Origin of the sequence: Candidatus Enterococcus huntleyi, assembly GCF_009933175.1 — a bacterium.
Taxonomy (GTDB): domain Bacteria; phylum Bacillota; class Bacilli; order Lactobacillales; family Enterococcaceae; genus Enterococcus_K; species Enterococcus_K huntleyi.
On record NZ_MAEJ01000012.1, the window covers coordinates 208,808 to 225,017 of the forward strand.

13 protein-coding genes are annotated in these 16,210 nt (G+C 36.5%); 10 read left to right on the forward strand and 3 right to left on the reverse strand.

Going from position 1 to position 16,210, the window contains the following annotated elements; translation table 11 throughout:
• Positions 1–10 precede the first annotated feature (10 nt).
• The 3 genes from BAU15_RS09040 to BAU15_RS09050 all read left to right on the forward strand — a co-directional run bounded on the left by BAU15_RS09040 (position 11) and on the right by BAU15_RS09050 (position 3,729).
• Positions 11–1,426, forward strand: coding sequence for a flippase (locus BAU15_RS09040; RefSeq protein WP_161842415.1), 1,416 nt, complete (start codon positions 11–13; stop codon positions 1,424–1,426).
• Between the two features lie 209 nt (positions 1,427–1,635).
• Positions 1,636–2,895, forward strand: coding sequence for a teichoic acids export ABC transporter ATP-binding subunit TagH (tagH, locus tag BAU15_RS09045; protein ID WP_474117451.1), 1,260 nt, complete (start codon positions 1,636–1,638; stop codon positions 2,893–2,895).
• Positions 2,896–2,919: 24 nt separating this feature from the next.
• On the forward strand, positions 2,920–3,729 hold the full coding sequence (locus BAU15_RS09050; RefSeq protein ID WP_161842417.1) for an ABC transporter permease: 810 nt from the start codon (positions 2,920–2,922) through the stop codon (positions 3,727–3,729).
• Positions 3,730–3,793: 64 nt separating this feature from the next.
• Here the strand turns inward: BAU15_RS09050 and rlmD are convergent, their stop codons facing one another.
• Entirely contained in the window at positions 3,794–5,167 is a 1,374-nt protein-coding gene (rlmD, locus tag BAU15_RS09055; protein WP_161842418.1) for a 23S rRNA (uracil(1939)-C(5))-methyltransferase RlmD, read from the reverse strand.
• 109 nt (positions 5,168–5,276) lie between these two features.
• On the opposite strand from rlmD, the gene recX reads away from it, so the two are divergent.
• From recX to ntdP, 3 genes are all read left to right on the forward strand, one after another.
• Positions 5,277–6,098 carry a recombination regulator RecX gene (gene recX / locus BAU15_RS09060; protein WP_161842419.1) on the forward strand — a complete coding sequence of 274 codons (822 nt, stop codon included), beginning with the start codon at positions 5,277–5,279 and terminating at the stop codon, positions 6,096–6,098.
• On the forward strand, positions 6,091–7,257 hold the full coding sequence (mutY, locus tag BAU15_RS09065) for an A/G-specific adenine glycosylase (protein ID WP_161842420.1): 1,167 nt from the start codon (positions 6,091–6,093) through the stop codon (positions 7,255–7,257). Before recX ends, mutY begins: the two co-directional genes overlap by 8 nt.
• 95 nt (positions 7,258–7,352) lie before the next feature.
• Entirely contained in the window at positions 7,353–7,886 is a 534-nt protein-coding gene (ntdP, locus tag BAU15_RS09070) for a nucleoside tri-diphosphate phosphatase (RefSeq protein WP_161842421.1), read from the forward strand.
• 632 nt (positions 7,887–8,518) lie between these two features.
• Here ntdP and BAU15_RS09075 read toward each other — a convergent pair.
• Complete coding sequence (locus BAU15_RS09075; protein WP_161842422.1) at positions 8,519–8,953, reverse strand: GNAT family N-acetyltransferase; 435 nt, start codon at positions 8,951–8,953, stop codon at positions 8,519–8,521.
• Between the two features lie 173 nt (positions 8,954–9,126).
• Between BAU15_RS09075 and BAU15_RS09080 the strand changes: the two genes are divergently transcribed.
• The 4 genes from BAU15_RS09080 (at position 9,127) to BAU15_RS09095 (ending at position 15,557) form a co-directional block, all read left to right on the forward strand.
• Positions 9,127–10,293, forward strand: coding sequence for an AI-2E family transporter (locus BAU15_RS09080; protein WP_161842423.1), 1,167 nt, complete (start codon positions 9,127–9,129; stop codon positions 10,291–10,293).
• Positions 10,294–10,591: 298 nt separating this feature from the next.
• Positions 10,592–11,968, forward strand: coding sequence for a hemolysin family protein (locus BAU15_RS09085; RefSeq protein WP_161842424.1), 1,377 nt, complete (start codon positions 10,592–10,594; stop codon positions 11,966–11,968).
• Positions 11,969–12,222: 254 nt separating this feature from the next.
• Positions 12,223–13,803, forward strand: a complete 1,581-nt coding sequence (locus BAU15_RS09090; RefSeq protein ID WP_161842425.1) for a peptide chain release factor 3 — start codon at positions 12,223–12,225, stop codon at positions 13,801–13,803.
• Between the two features lie 281 nt (positions 13,804–14,084).
• Positions 14,085–15,557 (forward strand): helix-turn-helix domain-containing protein, encoded by a 1,473-nt coding sequence (locus BAU15_RS09095; RefSeq protein ID WP_161842426.1) that lies wholly within the window; start codon positions 14,085–14,087, stop codon positions 15,555–15,557.
• A 64-nt stretch (positions 15,558–15,621) separates the two neighbouring features.
• On the opposite strand, the gene BAU15_RS09100 is transcribed toward BAU15_RS09095, so the two are convergent.
• The gene (locus tag BAU15_RS09100) at positions 15,622–15,942 is read right to left on the reverse strand and encodes a DUF1827 family protein (RefSeq protein ID WP_161842427.1); all 321 of its coding nucleotides are present in this window, start codon (positions 15,940–15,942) and stop codon (positions 15,622–15,624) included.
• Between the last annotated feature and the right edge of the window lie 268 nt (positions 15,943–16,210).

Sequence of the window (16,210 nt, forward strand, 5' to 3'; positions counted from 1 at the left end):
CGGCTGTCCTGTGAAAATCATCAAGAATTATTTGTACAACGTGGGTTATCAAGTTCTCGTGATGATTTTGCCACTGATTACTGTGCCCTATATTGCTCGTGTAATTGGTGCGCAGGGAGTCGGTATCAACGCCTATACGAATTCGATTATTCAATATTTTATCTTGTTTGGAAGTATAGGTGTGAATCTTTATGGTAATCGCTCGATTGCTTACGTGCGGGATAATAAAAAAGAGATGAGTAAAGTATTTTGGGAAATAACTATTCTAAAGCTAATTACTGTGACGATAGCCTATCTCGCTTTCCTAATTTTTTTATTTTTTTCACATGAATATCAGCAATATTTTCTTTATCAGTCCGTTCTGATTCTAGCTGCTGGTCTTGATATATCATGGTTGTTTATGGGGATTGAAGATTTCCAAAAACCAGTCATTCGAAATATGCTCGTCAAAATTGCGTCAGTGATTTTGATCTTTAGCCTAGTCAAGACGGAAAATGACTTAGGACTTTATATTTTGATTACGGCGGGCTCAATCTTTATTGGAAACTTAACTTTATGGCCGTATCTAAGAAAAACGGTTCGACCCATTAGACTACGTAAATTGCAGATATGGAAGCACCTACGTCCATCGATTAGCTTATTCATTCCCCAAATTGCGATTCAGATTTATTTAGTGCTCAACAAGACGATGTTGGGGGCATTGGTATCTGTTACAGCGGCTGGTTATTTTGATAATGCAGATAAGCTGGTTAAAGTCATTTTAGCAGTTGTTACAGCAACGGGAACGGTGATGTTACCACGTGTCGCCCATACATTTGCTAAAGGAAATAATGAGAAAGTCAATGAGTATCTCTATACATCTTTTGATATGGTCAGCCTAATCGCAACACCCATGATGTTTGGACTAATGGCGATTGCCCCGAGGTTTGCCCCTTGGTTCTTTGGAAATAACTTTATCGGAATCGAACAGCTAGTCATGGTTCTTTCTCCGGTCATCTTATTTATCGGTTGGAGTAATGTGACAGGGCAGCAATATTTGATGCCAACACATAAAATGAAATATTTCACCTATTCTGTGACAGTCGGTGCTGTCGTAAATCTAGCATTGAATATTATTATGATTCCATTATGGGGAGCTGTTGGTGCATGTGTAGCAACAGTAGTTTCTGAAGGGTTAGTCTGTCTAGTCCAGTTCTATGCTGTGAAAAAATTTATTCCAATTCAAAAAATGCTTGTAAATGTATGGAAATATCTTCTTTCTGGCTCCCTGATGTTTTGTGTCGTTTACTATTTGAATGTTACTTGGGAATTTAGTATGGCGACTTTATTTGCTGAAGTAATGATTGGAATCATCCTCTACCTTGGTCTTATTTTCTTCTTACGACCAACTTGTTTAAATGTTTTAAGAAAACTTATTAAACGATAGTTTTTTATTGATGATTAGGTTTTCTGCGCTAAATCTAGCTAAATATCTAAATTTCTCTGGTTAAGTAAACTATTTGACTAGAGACTTTTTTTGATTAGTCTATAAGAAATTGGTAGAGACTTTTTTCTCAAAGGTTTTTGTGCTATTATATATGTTGTCTCAAAATCCAGGCAAAATTGTCTAGAAAAACAAGAGATAGGATGAACACGATGGAAAACAATCAAGTAAAAGTAAGAAGTACTTTAGTTACTAAAGAGTACGACTTATATAAGAAAAAAGCGGATAAAGTCAAGGCTTTATTTAAGTTTTATCGAAAAGATATCCCGAATTTTTGGGCTCTAAAAGGAGTTAGTTTTGAGGTTAGTGCAGGCGAATCTGTCGGAATTATCGGAATTAACGGCTCAGGAAAATCAACGCTATCGAATATAATTAGCGGTATTATTCCACCGACATCAGGTACTATGGAAGTTAATGGAGATACGTCAATCATTGCAATCGGTGCGGGCTTAAAGGTCCAATTGACAGGTATCGAGAATATTCGACTAAAGGCTTTAATGTCTGGTATGACAAATAAGGAAATTGATCAAAAAATGGAAGAGATTGTTTCTTTTGCAGATTTGGGCGATTTTATCAATCAACCAGTTAAAAGCTATTCAAGTGGGATGAGATCACGTCTTGGTTTTGCCATAGCCGTGCATAACAATCCAGATATTCTAGTTATTGATGAGGCTTTGTCTGTTGGTGATGATACATTTTATCAAAAATGTGTTGATAAAATTATGGAATTTAAGGAGCAAGGGAAAACCATCTTTTTCGTCAGTCATGCTTTAAATCAAGTCGAAAAATTGTGTGATAAAACGATTTGGATGCACTATGGTGACTTGAAAATGTACGGACCAACTGAGACAGTTATGGCAGCGTACAAAGAATTTATAGAGGATTTTAAGAAACTACCTAAAAATGAACAAAAAGAGTATCAAGAAGATAAAAAAAATGATCAAAAAGTATTTGATTTAGACGTACTGGCTGGAACTATTTCAGAAGATGAACAATTGGCTGAGCAGAAATTATCGGATAAAGAGAAGCAAGCTAATCTAAGAAGGACACCTTTAGGTGAAAAAATGAGTTTTGTTACTAGAGGGATACTATTACTTTCTGTGTTAGCTTTTCTATTTTTAACTTTAGTTAGTTTTAGCGGAAGGTCACTCACGTTTGCCATTACAGACCCTGTTACAATGCTGCAACAATCAAAAAACGGTGGCCAAGCTGCTCGAGATCGACTTGCGCGTCAAGAGGAGAAAGCAAAGATTATTCAAGTGGGCGGCGAATATAATGCAACTTCTGGCGAATCGCTTAAAGATATCGCAGATAAGCATAACAGACCATTAGAGAGAGTAGCGAAGTTAAATCAATTATCAGAGGATACGATATTAGATAAAGATATGGTAATAAAAATACCTCTGAACTAGTATACAGGTAGAAGGAGAAACAACGTGAAAGAAATCATTGAGGTTATCAAAGAGCAATTTTCCCATGTTGGAATGATTTATCGAATGTCTCGATATGAGGATAAAGCGACGTACCAAAGTCATTATTTAGGCCTAGCATGGCAAATTCTAAATCCGGCGATTCAGATTGGGATTTATTATTTGATATTCGGTGTTGGGGTGAATGGTAATAATAAGATTGATGGTGTTCCGTTCTTGGTTTGGATGCTAACGGGGATTATTGCTTGGTTTTATATTAATTCTTCAGTTTTAGGTGCATCAAACAGTATCCACCGACAAGTGGGAATGGTAGCAAAAATGAAATTTCCTGTAAGTATTTTACCAACTATTAATATAGTTAGTAACTTATCGTCTTATATACCTATGATGGGGATTTTGTTGCTGGTTTTATTTAGTTACGGGATGTCACCAACCATTTATTGGTTACAATTTTTTTATTACTTTATCTGCATGTTTGTCTTTTTATTTGCCTATGGGATATTAAATGCAACCATTACTGTGTTAGTACGTGATTACCACATCTTTTTACAATCTGTCTTTAGATTACTTTTTTATGTCTCTGGACCAATTTGGGATATAAATAATCGGAATTTACCAGATAAATTAGTGAATGTTTTAAAATTAAATCCATTTTATTACATTATTGAAGGTTTTCGAGATGCCTTCTTATCACGTGGTTGGTTCTGGGAAAAAGGGACTTATGGCTTAATTTTTTGGTGTATGGTTTTAATTCTGCTAATTCTCGGGAGCCATTTGCACATGAAATTTAGAGCTAGATTTGTTGATTATGTTTAAAAAATAAATAATAAATAATGAGCTACGAAATCATTTTAGATTTCGTAGCTCATTTTTATGGAGTTTATTTTCTAGTCAGTTTGACGACGACTTCACAACGTGCGGTTTGTGGAAACATATCGACTGATTGCAAATAGTTTACCTGAAAGACGTTAGCAAGTTCTTTGAGGTCTCTTGCTAATGTGGAGACGTTACAAGAAATATAAACCATCTTTTTAGGTGGCTGTTTTTTTAGTGCAACGAGGAGCTTATTATCTAATCCTGTGCGGGGTGGATCGACGATAATGGCATCTGGTCTGAAGCCTTCATTCAACCATTTGGGTAGCAGTTCTTCTGCTGTTCCTACTTCATAATGAGTGTTTGTATAGCCTAGACGTGTGGCGTTGATTTGCGCGTTAGAGATGGCCTGAGAGATTGTATCCATTCCACGCACTTCTTTGGCTAAATGGGCGATACTTAAGCCAATCGTCCCGACACCGCAATAAGCGTCAACGACGGTTTCATTCTGTTTTAAATCCAGAGCTTTAATTCCTTCTTCATATAAGACGCTGGTCTGCTGCGGATTTAATTGGAAAAAGGCTCGAGCGGACAAATCGAAAACGACTTGATTTATCTGTTCTTCGATAGCTTCTTTACCCCAAATATGGATCGTGTCATCGCCCATAACTAAGGAAGTTTTTTTATTTTGAACATTTTGCATGATGGAAACAACTTTTGGCAAACGTTGGTTGATTTCTCGAACGAGCGCCATCTTTTGTGGGAATTTTTGTGTCGAGGTGATAAAGACGACTTGAATTTCTCCTGTTTGAATGCCGATACGCACCATAATTGTTCGGAAAATCCCACTGTTTTTACGTTCATCATAGATTGGCAGTTCATATTTATTTAATAGTTGAACAACTGTATTCATCACGTGCGTCGTGTTTTCTTCTTGTACTAGACAATCATCTATGGCAACTAATTCATGAGAATCGGCACGATACAGACCTGCTTCAACACGATTAGTTAATGGGTTTTGTCTTAACTGAAATTGCGCCTTGTTCCGATAATGCCAAGGATCAGCCATTCCTATAGTCGGTCGTAATTCATATGATTGATAATTAGTCGGTTTGAATTTTTCTAAAGACTGCTTTAGTAAATCTCGCTTGAAATCTAATTGTGCAGGATAGGCAAGATGTTGCAGTTGGCAGCCACCACAAGTGTCATAGACCGGACAAGGGGGAACGACGCGCGATTTGCTCTTTTTGATTATTTTAATGAGTGCGGCTTCCGCAAATTTTGGCGTTGCCTTAGTTATTTTTACTTGGACGTCCTCGGTGGGTAAAGCGTTAGGGACAAAGATAATCAGGCGTTTGTAATAACCAATCCCTTCCCCATTAATTCCTAGACGCTTGATTTTTAAGGGAATCGTTTGCCCTAATTTTACGATTGTTGTCATAAGCTCTCCTTCGTGTATGAAATGAACTAAGGATAGTTTACCATAGTTTTTTCGATTTGTAAGAGATTCTGTGGTATAGTAGAATGTACGTTCGATGAGGAGTGGTACAATGAATAATGAAGAAATAGAAGGTGTCATCACCGTTACCAAAATTGCTAAAGGCAAGGGACCATTTTATAATATTCAGTTATCTGAAGGAGAAGGGTTACGTGTCTCAGAAGATATTTTAGTGCGCTATCGTTTATTAAAAGGACAAGAAATTTCTCAGCAAATAATCGATGAGATTAGACAAAGTGGTGGCTATGATTATGGGCTACAGATGGCAATGAATTATTTGAGCTATCAGTTGAGAACAGAAAAAGAAATTCGCACTTATTTGAAAGATAAAGAAATTGAACGAGAAGATCGTGATAAAATAGTCGCTAAGCTAAAAGAATTGACCTTAATAGATGACTTAATCTATGCGGAAAGTTATGTACGTACACAAGTTAGAATTAGTGATAAAGGACCACAGACGATCACACAACAACTGAGACAAAAAGGCGTAAAAGCTGATGAAATCGAGCAAGCATTGAGTCTATATCCGAAAGATTCACAAGTTGAAATAGCTCTTCGGACTGCTGAAAAAGCACTGAAAAAAATTCATGGGAAAAGCCAAAGAGAGACGGTTCAAAAAGTACGTCAAACGCTGATGCAAAAAGGCTTTTCTAGTGAAGTGATTACTGGGGCGATGGAAAGTATCGAGTTTGAAAAAGACGAAGATGAAGAGTATGCTATCTTGGTTCAGCAAGGAGATAAGTTATGGCGACGTCATGCGCGCTTGAATGCGTCAAAAAGAAATCAAAAGATTAAGCAGTCTTTGTATCAAAAAGGCTATAGTTTTGATGATATACAACGATATTTAGATGAAAAGGAAGAAAGTGATGACTAGGGATAAGATTTGGGCTGATTGGGATAAGGAAAAAAAGGAGGCATTTCAGGAAACATTTATAGATTGGTATAAGCGGGAGCATCGGAATCTTCCTTGGCGTGTCAATCAGGACCCATATAGAATTTGGATTTCAGAGATTATGTTACAACAGACAAGAGTCGAGACGGTGATTGATTATTTTTACCGATTCATGGAGTGGTTTCCAACGATTGAAGTTTTGGCAGATGCGCCAGAAGAAAAACTTTTGAAAGCATGGGAAGGTCTGGGCTATTACTCACGTGTCAGAAATATTCAAGCTGCGGCTAAGCAAATCGTAGCAGAATATGATGGTAAGATGCCGAATACAATCGAAGAAATTCATCAATTAAAAGGAATCGGTCCCTATACGGCTGGCGCAATCGGTAGTATTGCATTTGGTTTACCGGAGCCAGCAATTGATGGAAATGTTATGCGTGTTGTCAGTCGCCTATTTTGTATTGAAGACGATATTGCCAAAGCAAGTAGTAGGAAAGTTTTTGATGAGGCGATGCGCGCAATTATTGATGAAAAGCATCCAGGAGAATTTAATCAAGCGTTAATGGACTTAGGTTCAGGAACATGCAAACCAACCTCACCCAAATGTGAGAGTTGCCCAATTCAAGAGTATTGCCTGGCCTATGAAAAAGGCATTCAGACGGAATTCCCGGTGAAATCAAAAAAAGCCAAACCCAAAAATGTGTATTATTTGGCAGCTGCTATTGAAAATGCCGAGGGCGAGTTTTATTTAAAACAACGAGATGAGACGGGATTACTGGCTAACATGTGGACGTTTCCGCTGATTGAAGTTACTGAATTAGAATATCGAGCGTATCAGAAAAAGTGGGCCAAAGAAGAAGTCGAGATGTCGTTATTTGATTTAGTAGCAGAAGAAGAGGATTTGACTATTTTCGAAGAATATCCTGTGATTTGGCAAAAAAGACATCTTGGAGAAGTCACACATATCTTTAGTCATTTAAAATGGCATATTCTATTATTTTATGGTCGCTCAAAAAAAGAATTTCCAACAGAAGAAAGAAGTCAATGGGCGACGCAAAGCAGTTTTTCATCAATAGTATTTCCTAAACCGCAGATGAAATTAGTTGAGGAATTACAGAAATATCAAACTCTCGGAAATCATTAGTAGGCAAAGCAAGAAATTATTGTTATAATAATTTACGATGTCGGTGTACTAAACACCCAAACAAAAAACAGGTATCTGTTGAGGGAAGGGTTACTATGCGAGTTCCAAGAGAAGGCGAGTTTGTAACAATTCAAAGTTACAAGCACGATGGCAATTTGCATCGGACGTGGCGAGATACCATGGTATTAAAAACAAGCGAGTATTCTATGATTGGTGTCAATGATCACACCTTGGTGACGGAGTCTGATGGACGACGTTGGGTAACTCGTGAACCAGCAATTGTGTATTTTCACAAAAAATACTGGTTCAATGTAATAGCAATGATCAGAGAAAAGGGGGTTTCTTATTACTGCAATCTTGCTTCTCCCTATTTATTAGATGAAGAAGCCTTGAAATATATTGATTATGATTTAGATATCAAAGTATTTCCTGATGGAGAGAAACGTTTACTAGATGTGGATGAATATGAGTTCCACAGCAAAATAATGGAATATCCAAATGATATAGACTTTATTTTAAAAGAAAACGTCAAGATCTTAGTAGATTGGATTAATAATGAAAAAGGCCCATTCTCAGAAGGCTATGTTGATATTTGGTACGATCGCTACAAGCAATTGTCGCGTAAATAAGAAAGTAACTGTCAAGATAAAAATCTTGGCAGTCTTTTTTGCCAGTTGCCAGTTCCACTAACCAAGTTTCATAGTAGTGGAATGGTATGCGTAGGGCAATAGTGTAAAATGGAACATTTTACTTCAATACATGCCTCTAGCGCCAGACACGTTTATATAGTAACGTTTAGTTCGTAATCCTACTCACCAGGTTCAAAAGTAATAGACGAGGAATGGTATGCGTGGTGACGATAAAGAAAATGGAACATTTTCCTCATTTATAAGTCAGTAGCGCCAGTCCGACTAATTTTAGTACGCTAGTGGAATGGTATGCGTAGGCCAATATTGTAAAATGGAACATTTTACTTCATCACCCGGCCCTAGCGCCAGACTTGTTTATACCGCAACATTTAGTTCATGATCCTCCTTACGTTAGTATTAGTCGGATGGTATGCGAAGAGCGATAGAAGTGAGATAATCCATTTACCAAATTTCAGAGTCGATTGCCCTTAGTCGGATGGCATAACCGAGGTTAATTCATTGGAATAGGATACTTTCCTATTTTTGTGAGTATTATAGAGTCCAAAATAAAGGTCGAATCATTCATCAAAATATTGAATGATTCGACCTTTATTATTTGGAGAAACTAATGACTATAAATTCTTTTCCATACTGACATGTTCAATTCCTGCATCTATAAATGGTTCACCGTAGCTTTGATAGCCGATTGATTCGTAAAAACCTATGGCGGATTTCTGAGAACCTAATTTGATTTTTTTGAAGCCTTGCCCTTTGGCAAAATTTTCAGCTGCTGCAATAATTACTTTGCCGAAACCATGATTACGGAAATCTATTTTCACAGCCATTCGCTGTAGCTTCAACTGATTATCGTCCAGAGGAAGTAGACGTACGGTTGCCATGGCTTCATCGGTATCGGAATACAAAACAAAGTGGATAGCATTTGCCTCGTCTTTATCAATTTCTCTTGTGAGAGGCACGCCTTGTTCCTCCACAAAAACTTGATTTCGAATGCGTAATGCATCAAGGTAGATATTATTTAAGGTATCTTTCGTTTTAGCAACTTTCATTCTTTTGTCCCCCTTTTCTCTTCTTAGTATATAGGAAAGTTTTTTGTTGGCAATAAGGAAATTAGGACAAACTTCGTCTCGAGCTCTTCAATTAAATAACTTAACTAGCTAAAAGGAAGCTTTTTATTTGAAGATGCTTTATACTGTACAGTAAGAAGAGAGGGGGAACTTTTTTGTTTGAAAAACTTCGAAAATCAAAATTAATGTTTTGGTCCTTAGAGCTTTTGATTATTTCAGCTTTTGTTTTTGTCCTGACCAAAATCAATTTTTTATTTGCACCAGTAGGAACATTTTTCTCGACCTTATTTGCGCCGGTCTTAATCGCTGGCTTCCTCTATTATTTGTTAAATCCTATGGTCAACTTATTGATGAAACTTAAGCTTAAGAGGATTTATTCCATTCTTATCGTTTTTATATTGTTAATTTTAGCGATTGTCTGGTTATCTTTGAGTTTTATTCCTAGTTTAGTTAATCAAATTTCAGCTTTGGCGACTAACATGCCAACCTTAGTGAAAAATACGCAGGCCTGGCTGACGGATATTAGTAATTTACCGATGTTTAAGGATTTAGATATCACTAAATATATTGAACAACTAAATTTATCATATGGAGACATTATTCAACAATTTTTGAGTGGTCTTTCAAGTGGTTTGGGTTCAGTGGTGGGGACTATTGCTTCCACAACGATGACGATTTTTACTGTACCGTTTATTTTGTTTTATATGTTAAAGGATTCTGATAAATTAGTTCCGAATATCAAACGGTTTTTCCCAGAAGGTAGGCGGGCACAGATTGTCGAACTTCTAGGACAGATGAATCAAACCTTAGCGAATTATATTAGTGGTCAGGCGATAGAATGTGTTTTTGTGGGGACGTTCACATTTTTAGGTTATTTAATAATCGGTGTAGATTATGCTTTCCTTTTCGGAGTGATTGCAGGCTTAACTAATTTGATTCCATATTTGGGACCATATTTAGGTTTAGCGCCAGCTTTTCTAGTGACCGTTTTTGATTCACCTTTTCAAGCGCTGTTGTGTGGTGTTGTCGTGTTAGTTGTTCAGCAACTGGATGGCAATATTATTTACCCAAATGTGATTGGAAAATCCCTTCAAATTCATCCATTGACGATTATTTTGGTCTTATTGGTAGCAGGAAATATTTCTGGATTATTAGGGATTTTCTTAGGAATTCCTTTGTACGCTGTTTGTAAGACTATCGTAGCCTTTGTTGTAAAAGTAGTTCGGGAAGATTATGCTCATCAAAATGATCAGAATGATCAAGATGATAAGTTTAAGGTTACTTTTGATGAGCAGTCAGAGAACCATCTGAAAAATGACTGAGATGGAATCTAGGCAAGAGAGTAGAATAACAATATAAGATATGAAACATGGTAAGGTTAATTAGAAAATGTGAAGCCGACTTACTGAATCTCTAAACAGGGTGGGATAGCATATTTTTAAAGGTTCAGGCAGTGTTCAGAAATATGTCCACGATTCTATAAAAGACTGACAAAAGGTTAGTTTTTGGAGTTTATATTGCAATGGAATGCGCTTTATGATAACATTTTAACGTGGCTACTATTAGCCACGTTTTTTTCTATAAAAAAACAAATGAAAAATATAAGGAGAGAATGCTATTATGAATGCTGACCCTGACAGTCAGTCGCTTTTAGCGCAAGTTTTACTATTAGTTGTTTTAACATTGATTAACGCCTTTTTGGCTGCTTCGGAGATTGCGGTTGTTTCCATTAATAAAAGCCGTATCGAGCAAAAAGCTGGGGAAGGAGACGTAAAATCACAAAAACTACTAAAAATACTGCAAGACCCAAATAATTTCTTATCCACTATCCAAGTGGGCATTACTTTGGTTAATATTTTATCGGGTGCTTCATTAGCTGACACATTATCTACTAGGTTAGCCCCTTTACTAGGTGGCGGTAGTGCCGGAAAAAATATTGCGAACATCATTGTTTTGGCTATTTTGACCTATGTATCGATTGTTTTCGGAGAACTTTATCCCAAAAGAATCGCATTAAATAGATCTGAAGAAGTGGCAAAAGCGACATCTGGATTAATAAGAGGAATTGGTATCATAGCTAAACCATTTGTTTGGCTATTATCGGCTTCAACCAACTTATTGTCCCGCTTAACCCCAATGGACTTTGATGATGCAGATTCCAAGATGACGCGTGATGAGATGCGTTATATGTTGGAAACGGAAGGTGTCTTGGATAATGATGAATTAGAAATGTTACAAGGTGTCTTTTCTCTTGATACAAAGGTTGCCCGTGAAGTGATGGTTCCACGTACGGATGCGTTTATGATTGATATCAATGACACAATTGATGAGAATATTAATGAAGTTCTATCAGAAAACTATTCAAGAATTCCCGTTTACGACGAAGATAAAGATAAGGTTGTAGGCGTTCTTCATACGAAAAACTTACTTAAAGAAGCACATAAAAACGGCTTTGATAAATTAGATTTACGAGAAATTATTCAAGAACCGCTTTTCGTGCCAGAAACGATTTTTATCGATGATCTTCTTTATGAATTAAAGAAAACCCAAAATCAGATGGCTATTTTATTAGATGAATATGGTGGCCTGGTTGGTTTAGCAACGTTAGAAGACTTATTAGAGGAAATCGTCGGCGAGATTGACGATGAATCTGATGAGGTAGAAAAACTGTATGAAAAAGTTGGTGAATGTGAATTTTTAGTTCAGGGACGAATGCTGATTGAAGAGTTTAATGAAGTCTTTGAAACTGATTTACACATGAGTGATGTCGATACGATGGCAGGTTATTTAATCACAGCTTTAGGAACGATTCCTGATGAAGGGGAAAAACTTTCCTTTGATGTTGATAACGTGACTTTGATATCTGAAGAGATGGAAGGTTCGCGTGTACTTGTCTTACGAGTGAAATTTCATGATTCTGAAGACATAGATGTCGAGCCTGAAGAGGAACGTCGTTTGTTTCGAAAAGAGTTTGATGAAGAGGAACCAAGAAGATAGAGATGAAGAAAAGATTGGCGGTTGACTACAAAGTTTTGTGGTCAACTTGCTAGTCTTTTTTGCTTAATGTTTTTAAGCTCAACTAACGAAAATTAGGGAAATCCGTAACTTCCAGATGACAACTATTTATTTTTCTATAGGTTCCATGATATACTTGGCTAGTTGGAAAAGTAGTGTTTGGCTATTATAACTAATAAGTAGTCTTTAAGAGGGGAAATCCCTCATCTAATAAAGTAACAGAAATGGAGTCGAAAATGAATAATCCTAAATTAAATGAACAGGTAGATGCTCGTCGGACATTTGCCATTATCTCCCATCCGGATGCCGGGAAAACAACGATAACAGAACAACTGCTTCTATTTGGTGGAGCGATTCGTCAAGCTGGTACGGTTAAAGGAAAGAAGACCGGTAACTTTGCAAAATCTGACTGGATGGAAATTGAAAAACAACGGGGAATCTCCGTGACAAGTTCAGTTATGCAGTTTGATTATGACGGAAAACGTGTCAATATTTTAGATACCCCTGGACATGAGGACTTCTCTGAAGATACTTACCGGACCTTGATGGCTGTCGATAGTGCTGTGATGGTGATTGATAGTGCCAAAGGGATTGAAGCACAGACAAAGAAATTATTCCAAGTTGTAAAAAAACGAGGAATCCCTATTTTTACCTTTATCAATAAGCTGGATCGTGATGGTCGTGAGCCTTTGGAATTATTGGAAGAGCTGGAGGAATTACTATCTATTGAGTCGTATCCAATGAACTGGCCGATTGGTATGGGGAAAGGGTTAGAAGGCTTATATGATATTCATAATAAGCGCGTGGAACTTTACCGACCAGAAAATTATGATGGCGAGCGATTGATTCCTTTAAACGAAGAGGGACAGATTCCGGAAGGCCATAAATTGTATGAGAATGGCGTGTATCAGCAGGTTCTAGAAGAGGTTGAATTATTGCAAGAAGCTGGCGATGAATTTGATACCGAAAAGATTGCAGCTGGAAATCAAACGCCTGTATTCTTTGGGTCAGCATTAACTAATTTTGGTGTTCAAACAATGCTAGAGACCTTTTTACAATTTGCACCTAAGCCACATGCACATAAAACAGAGGAAGGGCAAGCCGTGAGTCCTTACGAAGAAGAATTTTCTGGGTTTGTCTTCAAAATCCAAGCAAATATGAATCCTGCTCATAGAGATAGAATCGCCTTTGTACGGATTTGTTCCGGAACCTTCGAAAGAGGAATGGATGTTACTTTAGGCAGAACGAGTAAAAAAATGAAATTGAGTAATGTGACGCAGTTCATGGCGGATACTCGGGAAAATGTTCAAGAAGCAGTTGCCGGCGATATTATCGGAATCTATGATACGGGGAATTATCAGATTGGTGACACAATTTATGAAGGCAAACTTAAAGTTGCTTACGAAGAACTGCCATCATTTACACCTGAACTCTTTATGAAAGTTAGCGCAAAAAATGTGATGAAACAAAAATCTTTCCATAAAGGAATCTACCAATTGGTTCAAGAAGGCGCTATTCAATTATATAAAACTTATTTAACAGAAGAATATATTATTGGTGCCGTGGGCCAACTCCAATTTGAAGTATTCCAATATCGGATGTTAAATGAGTACAATGCGGAAGTGATTATGACGCCGATGGGCAACAAAATTGCGCGTTGGATTAAACCAGAAGACTTGGATGAGCGCATGAGTTCAAGTCGGAATATTTTGGCGAAAGATCGTTTTGATCAACCCTTATTCTTATTTGAGAATCAATTTGCAATGCGTTGGTTTGCTGACAAGTATCCAGACGTCGAATTGAAATCTCTATTATAGAAGATTGCTTTTTGCCAATTTTTCTTTATGACAGCTAAAAAAAACTATTTCCTTATGAGTATGACGCTTGGTCGCTCATGGGAAATAGTTTTTTTTTATCTTCTATGATGCGTAAAAGAAAGCTCAGTGATGTAGCGTTTTTCTAGTATCTCGTGAGTAATAATTTACATATTTTCTTCTTTTGACACACATATAGGTCTTTTTTGGATAATTATTTTTTATTAGAAAATCAAAATTTGATGTTATTATGTGAAGTGGGTTACGAATAGAGGAGGAGACAAATGATCTATGATAAGTTATTAACGGAAGAGGGAAGAAGTAAATTAAAAATTTTAAGCCGATTAGGTGAATTAGGTAAAGGAATCTATTCCATCCATTTATTTGAAAAAGAACTACGTGTTTCCTACGTCAAAGCCTCTCATTTAATCCACACGATGGCTAGTGAACTGAGCTTAATTGATCCCCAATTTTGCCTTTTAAATGCTAGAGACAAAATAGAGATTGTCGAGGACCTTCCACCGTTTGAAGACTATCAACGTTTACTCTGTAAACGTAGCTTACCTTATCATTATTTACTATATATCTTATTGTACCCAACTAAAAATATATCAGATTTTTGTCTAGCAGAAAATATAAGTCTTTCTACTGTAGTTCGGAAGCTGCCGCAGTTGATTGCTTACTTTAATGAAAATAAGCTCCATTTGAATCGTCAGCAAATGAAATTGACTGGGAAAGAAAGTGTGATTCGCTTAATTTTTAATCAGTTTATTTGGTCAGTTTCGACTGGCGAAGAAGTGATTGCTCACTTTAAAGAAACAGAAGATTTCGATATGACTCATTTATTTTCCCAAGAGGATCGGCGCTGGTTGACTTATGGGGATGAAAGAGAGTGGAATTTACATCAGGCAATTGCTTACCTAAGAGTTCGACAGGGTTATCGTTTAGAGGGAAATGATTATGTAAAGGCTAACTTGCCAGGAATTAATCAAAAATTTCGAGAGTGCTTAGAAAATCTAAGTCAAAGTGACACAGTAATTAAAAGAGAAAGCTATTTGATTGGCTTTTTCATGTTTTATCGGACACAATATTTTACTTTAAGTGATCCGAGAGTCAGTTATATCAGAAAATATTCTGCTAAAAATCTGACGGTTAGTCAGCACACGAAAAATTTTTATAATTTTTGCAAACAGGAAATTTTTTCTAAGTCTATGACAGCTGAACAAGAAAAACTACTTTGGATAGATTTATTTACAGTATTTTTACAGAATGATTATTTCCCAGAGGTTACATTTAGTGATAATCTATCGACAGGTCCATTAATGGTTCATTATCATCCAGCCGTGATAAAATTAAAGGAAATTATCTCTACCTTTTTAGATAAGGAATACCGAGCTGAGCCAGGGAAACTGTGGAATAAGGAAGGCTTACTTGTTCTTCTATCAGCCTTGGTTTTACCTTATATTGAAAAAGATGTAGTGAGACAGACGATTCGCATAGGTGTTATTGGTGTACAGGACACAGGTTTGCTACACTTTTTATTCTATCAGCTCCAACAAGTTGAAGGACTTGATATGGAGGTTTGTGGCAATGTAGTTAAGAAAGACTACGATTTACTTTTAAGTTCCGCTACTAGCTACTTACCAAAGGATTCGAGAATCCCGTATTATATTTTAGATCCAGACAATGTAGAGATGGTTGCCCATATCCAAACGAAGATTGAGGGATTAAGTCAGAAGAAACGAATGAATTACTAGAGCGAGCTTGAACGTAAGATAGAAACCAATAAAAAAAGCCTACAGTTGTAGGCTTTTTTTGTAGCTAAATAGCAATTCCGTTTTGTTGGCTGACTTTAGGAATCGAAATTTCGACTGTTCCCTCCATCTCAACTGTTGTAATCTTATCTAATTGGTAAGAACCAGCGGGCAATTTTTTTAAGAAATGTGCTTTAATCTCTTCTATTTCTGAAGGTTTAAGATTACGTTTTTTGTTTACGATTAAAATCTCATTATGGGCTAATGCTGAAGTATAGACCACTGTAGTATTTCCGGCCGTATAAACCTTAACCATCTCAGCATCTGTATTTTCTAATTGACTCATAACCAATCTCGAATGACTATTTGTAACGTTTACGAGTTTCATATTGCTCACCTCACTTAGTAAATTTGACTTGTGATACTATCTTTCTCTATTATAATTTTTTTTTGGGAAAATAGGAAGAACTTCGACTTAGATTTCGGAAAAAAATCCCAAAATAACTAAGTATTGTTATAGAAAAATTAACAATCTAATGGATTTTTTATGTTTTAAGCATCATTAAAATGTGCCAAGATACGCTGTTATACTTATGAATAAAGAATAATTAGTCAGAGAAAAGGCTTATTAATCTATGGTTCTATAATATTTAGTG

Excerpts from the sequence above, each read along its gene's own strand:
- tagH (WP_474117451.1), top strand. The coding sequence starts at position 1,636 with ATGGAAAACAATCAAGTAAAAGTAAGAAGTACTTTAGTTACTAAAGAG.
- rlmD (WP_161842418.1), bottom strand. The coding sequence starts at position 5,167 with ATGACAACAATCGTAAAATTAGGGCAAACGATTCCCTTAAAAATCAAG.
- recX (WP_161842419.1), top strand. The coding sequence starts at position 5,277 with ATGAATAATGAAGAAATAGAAGGTGTCATCACCGTTACCAAAATTGCT.
- mutY (WP_161842420.1), top strand. The coding sequence starts at position 6,091 with ATGACTAGGGATAAGATTTGGGCTGATTGGGATAAGGAAAAAAAGGAG.
- ntdP (WP_161842421.1), top strand. The coding sequence starts at position 7,353 with ATGCGAGTTCCAAGAGAAGGCGAGTTTGTAACAATTCAAAGTTACAAG.
- BAU15_RS09075 (WP_161842422.1), bottom strand. The coding sequence starts at position 8,953 with ATGAAAGTTGCTAAAACGAAAGATACCTTAAATAATATCTACCTTGAT.
- BAU15_RS09085 (WP_161842424.1), top strand. The coding sequence starts at position 10,592 with ATGAATGCTGACCCTGACAGTCAGTCGCTTTTAGCGCAAGTTTTACTA.
- BAU15_RS09090 (WP_161842425.1), top strand. The coding sequence starts at position 12,223 with ATGAATAATCCTAAATTAAATGAACAGGTAGATGCTCGTCGGACATTT.
- BAU15_RS09095 (WP_161842426.1), top strand. The coding sequence starts at position 14,085 with ATGATCTATGATAAGTTATTAACGGAAGAGGGAAGAAGTAAATTAAAA.
- BAU15_RS09100 (WP_161842427.1), bottom strand. The coding sequence starts at position 15,942 with ATGAAACTCGTAAACGTTACAAATAGTCATTCGAGATTGGTTATGAGT.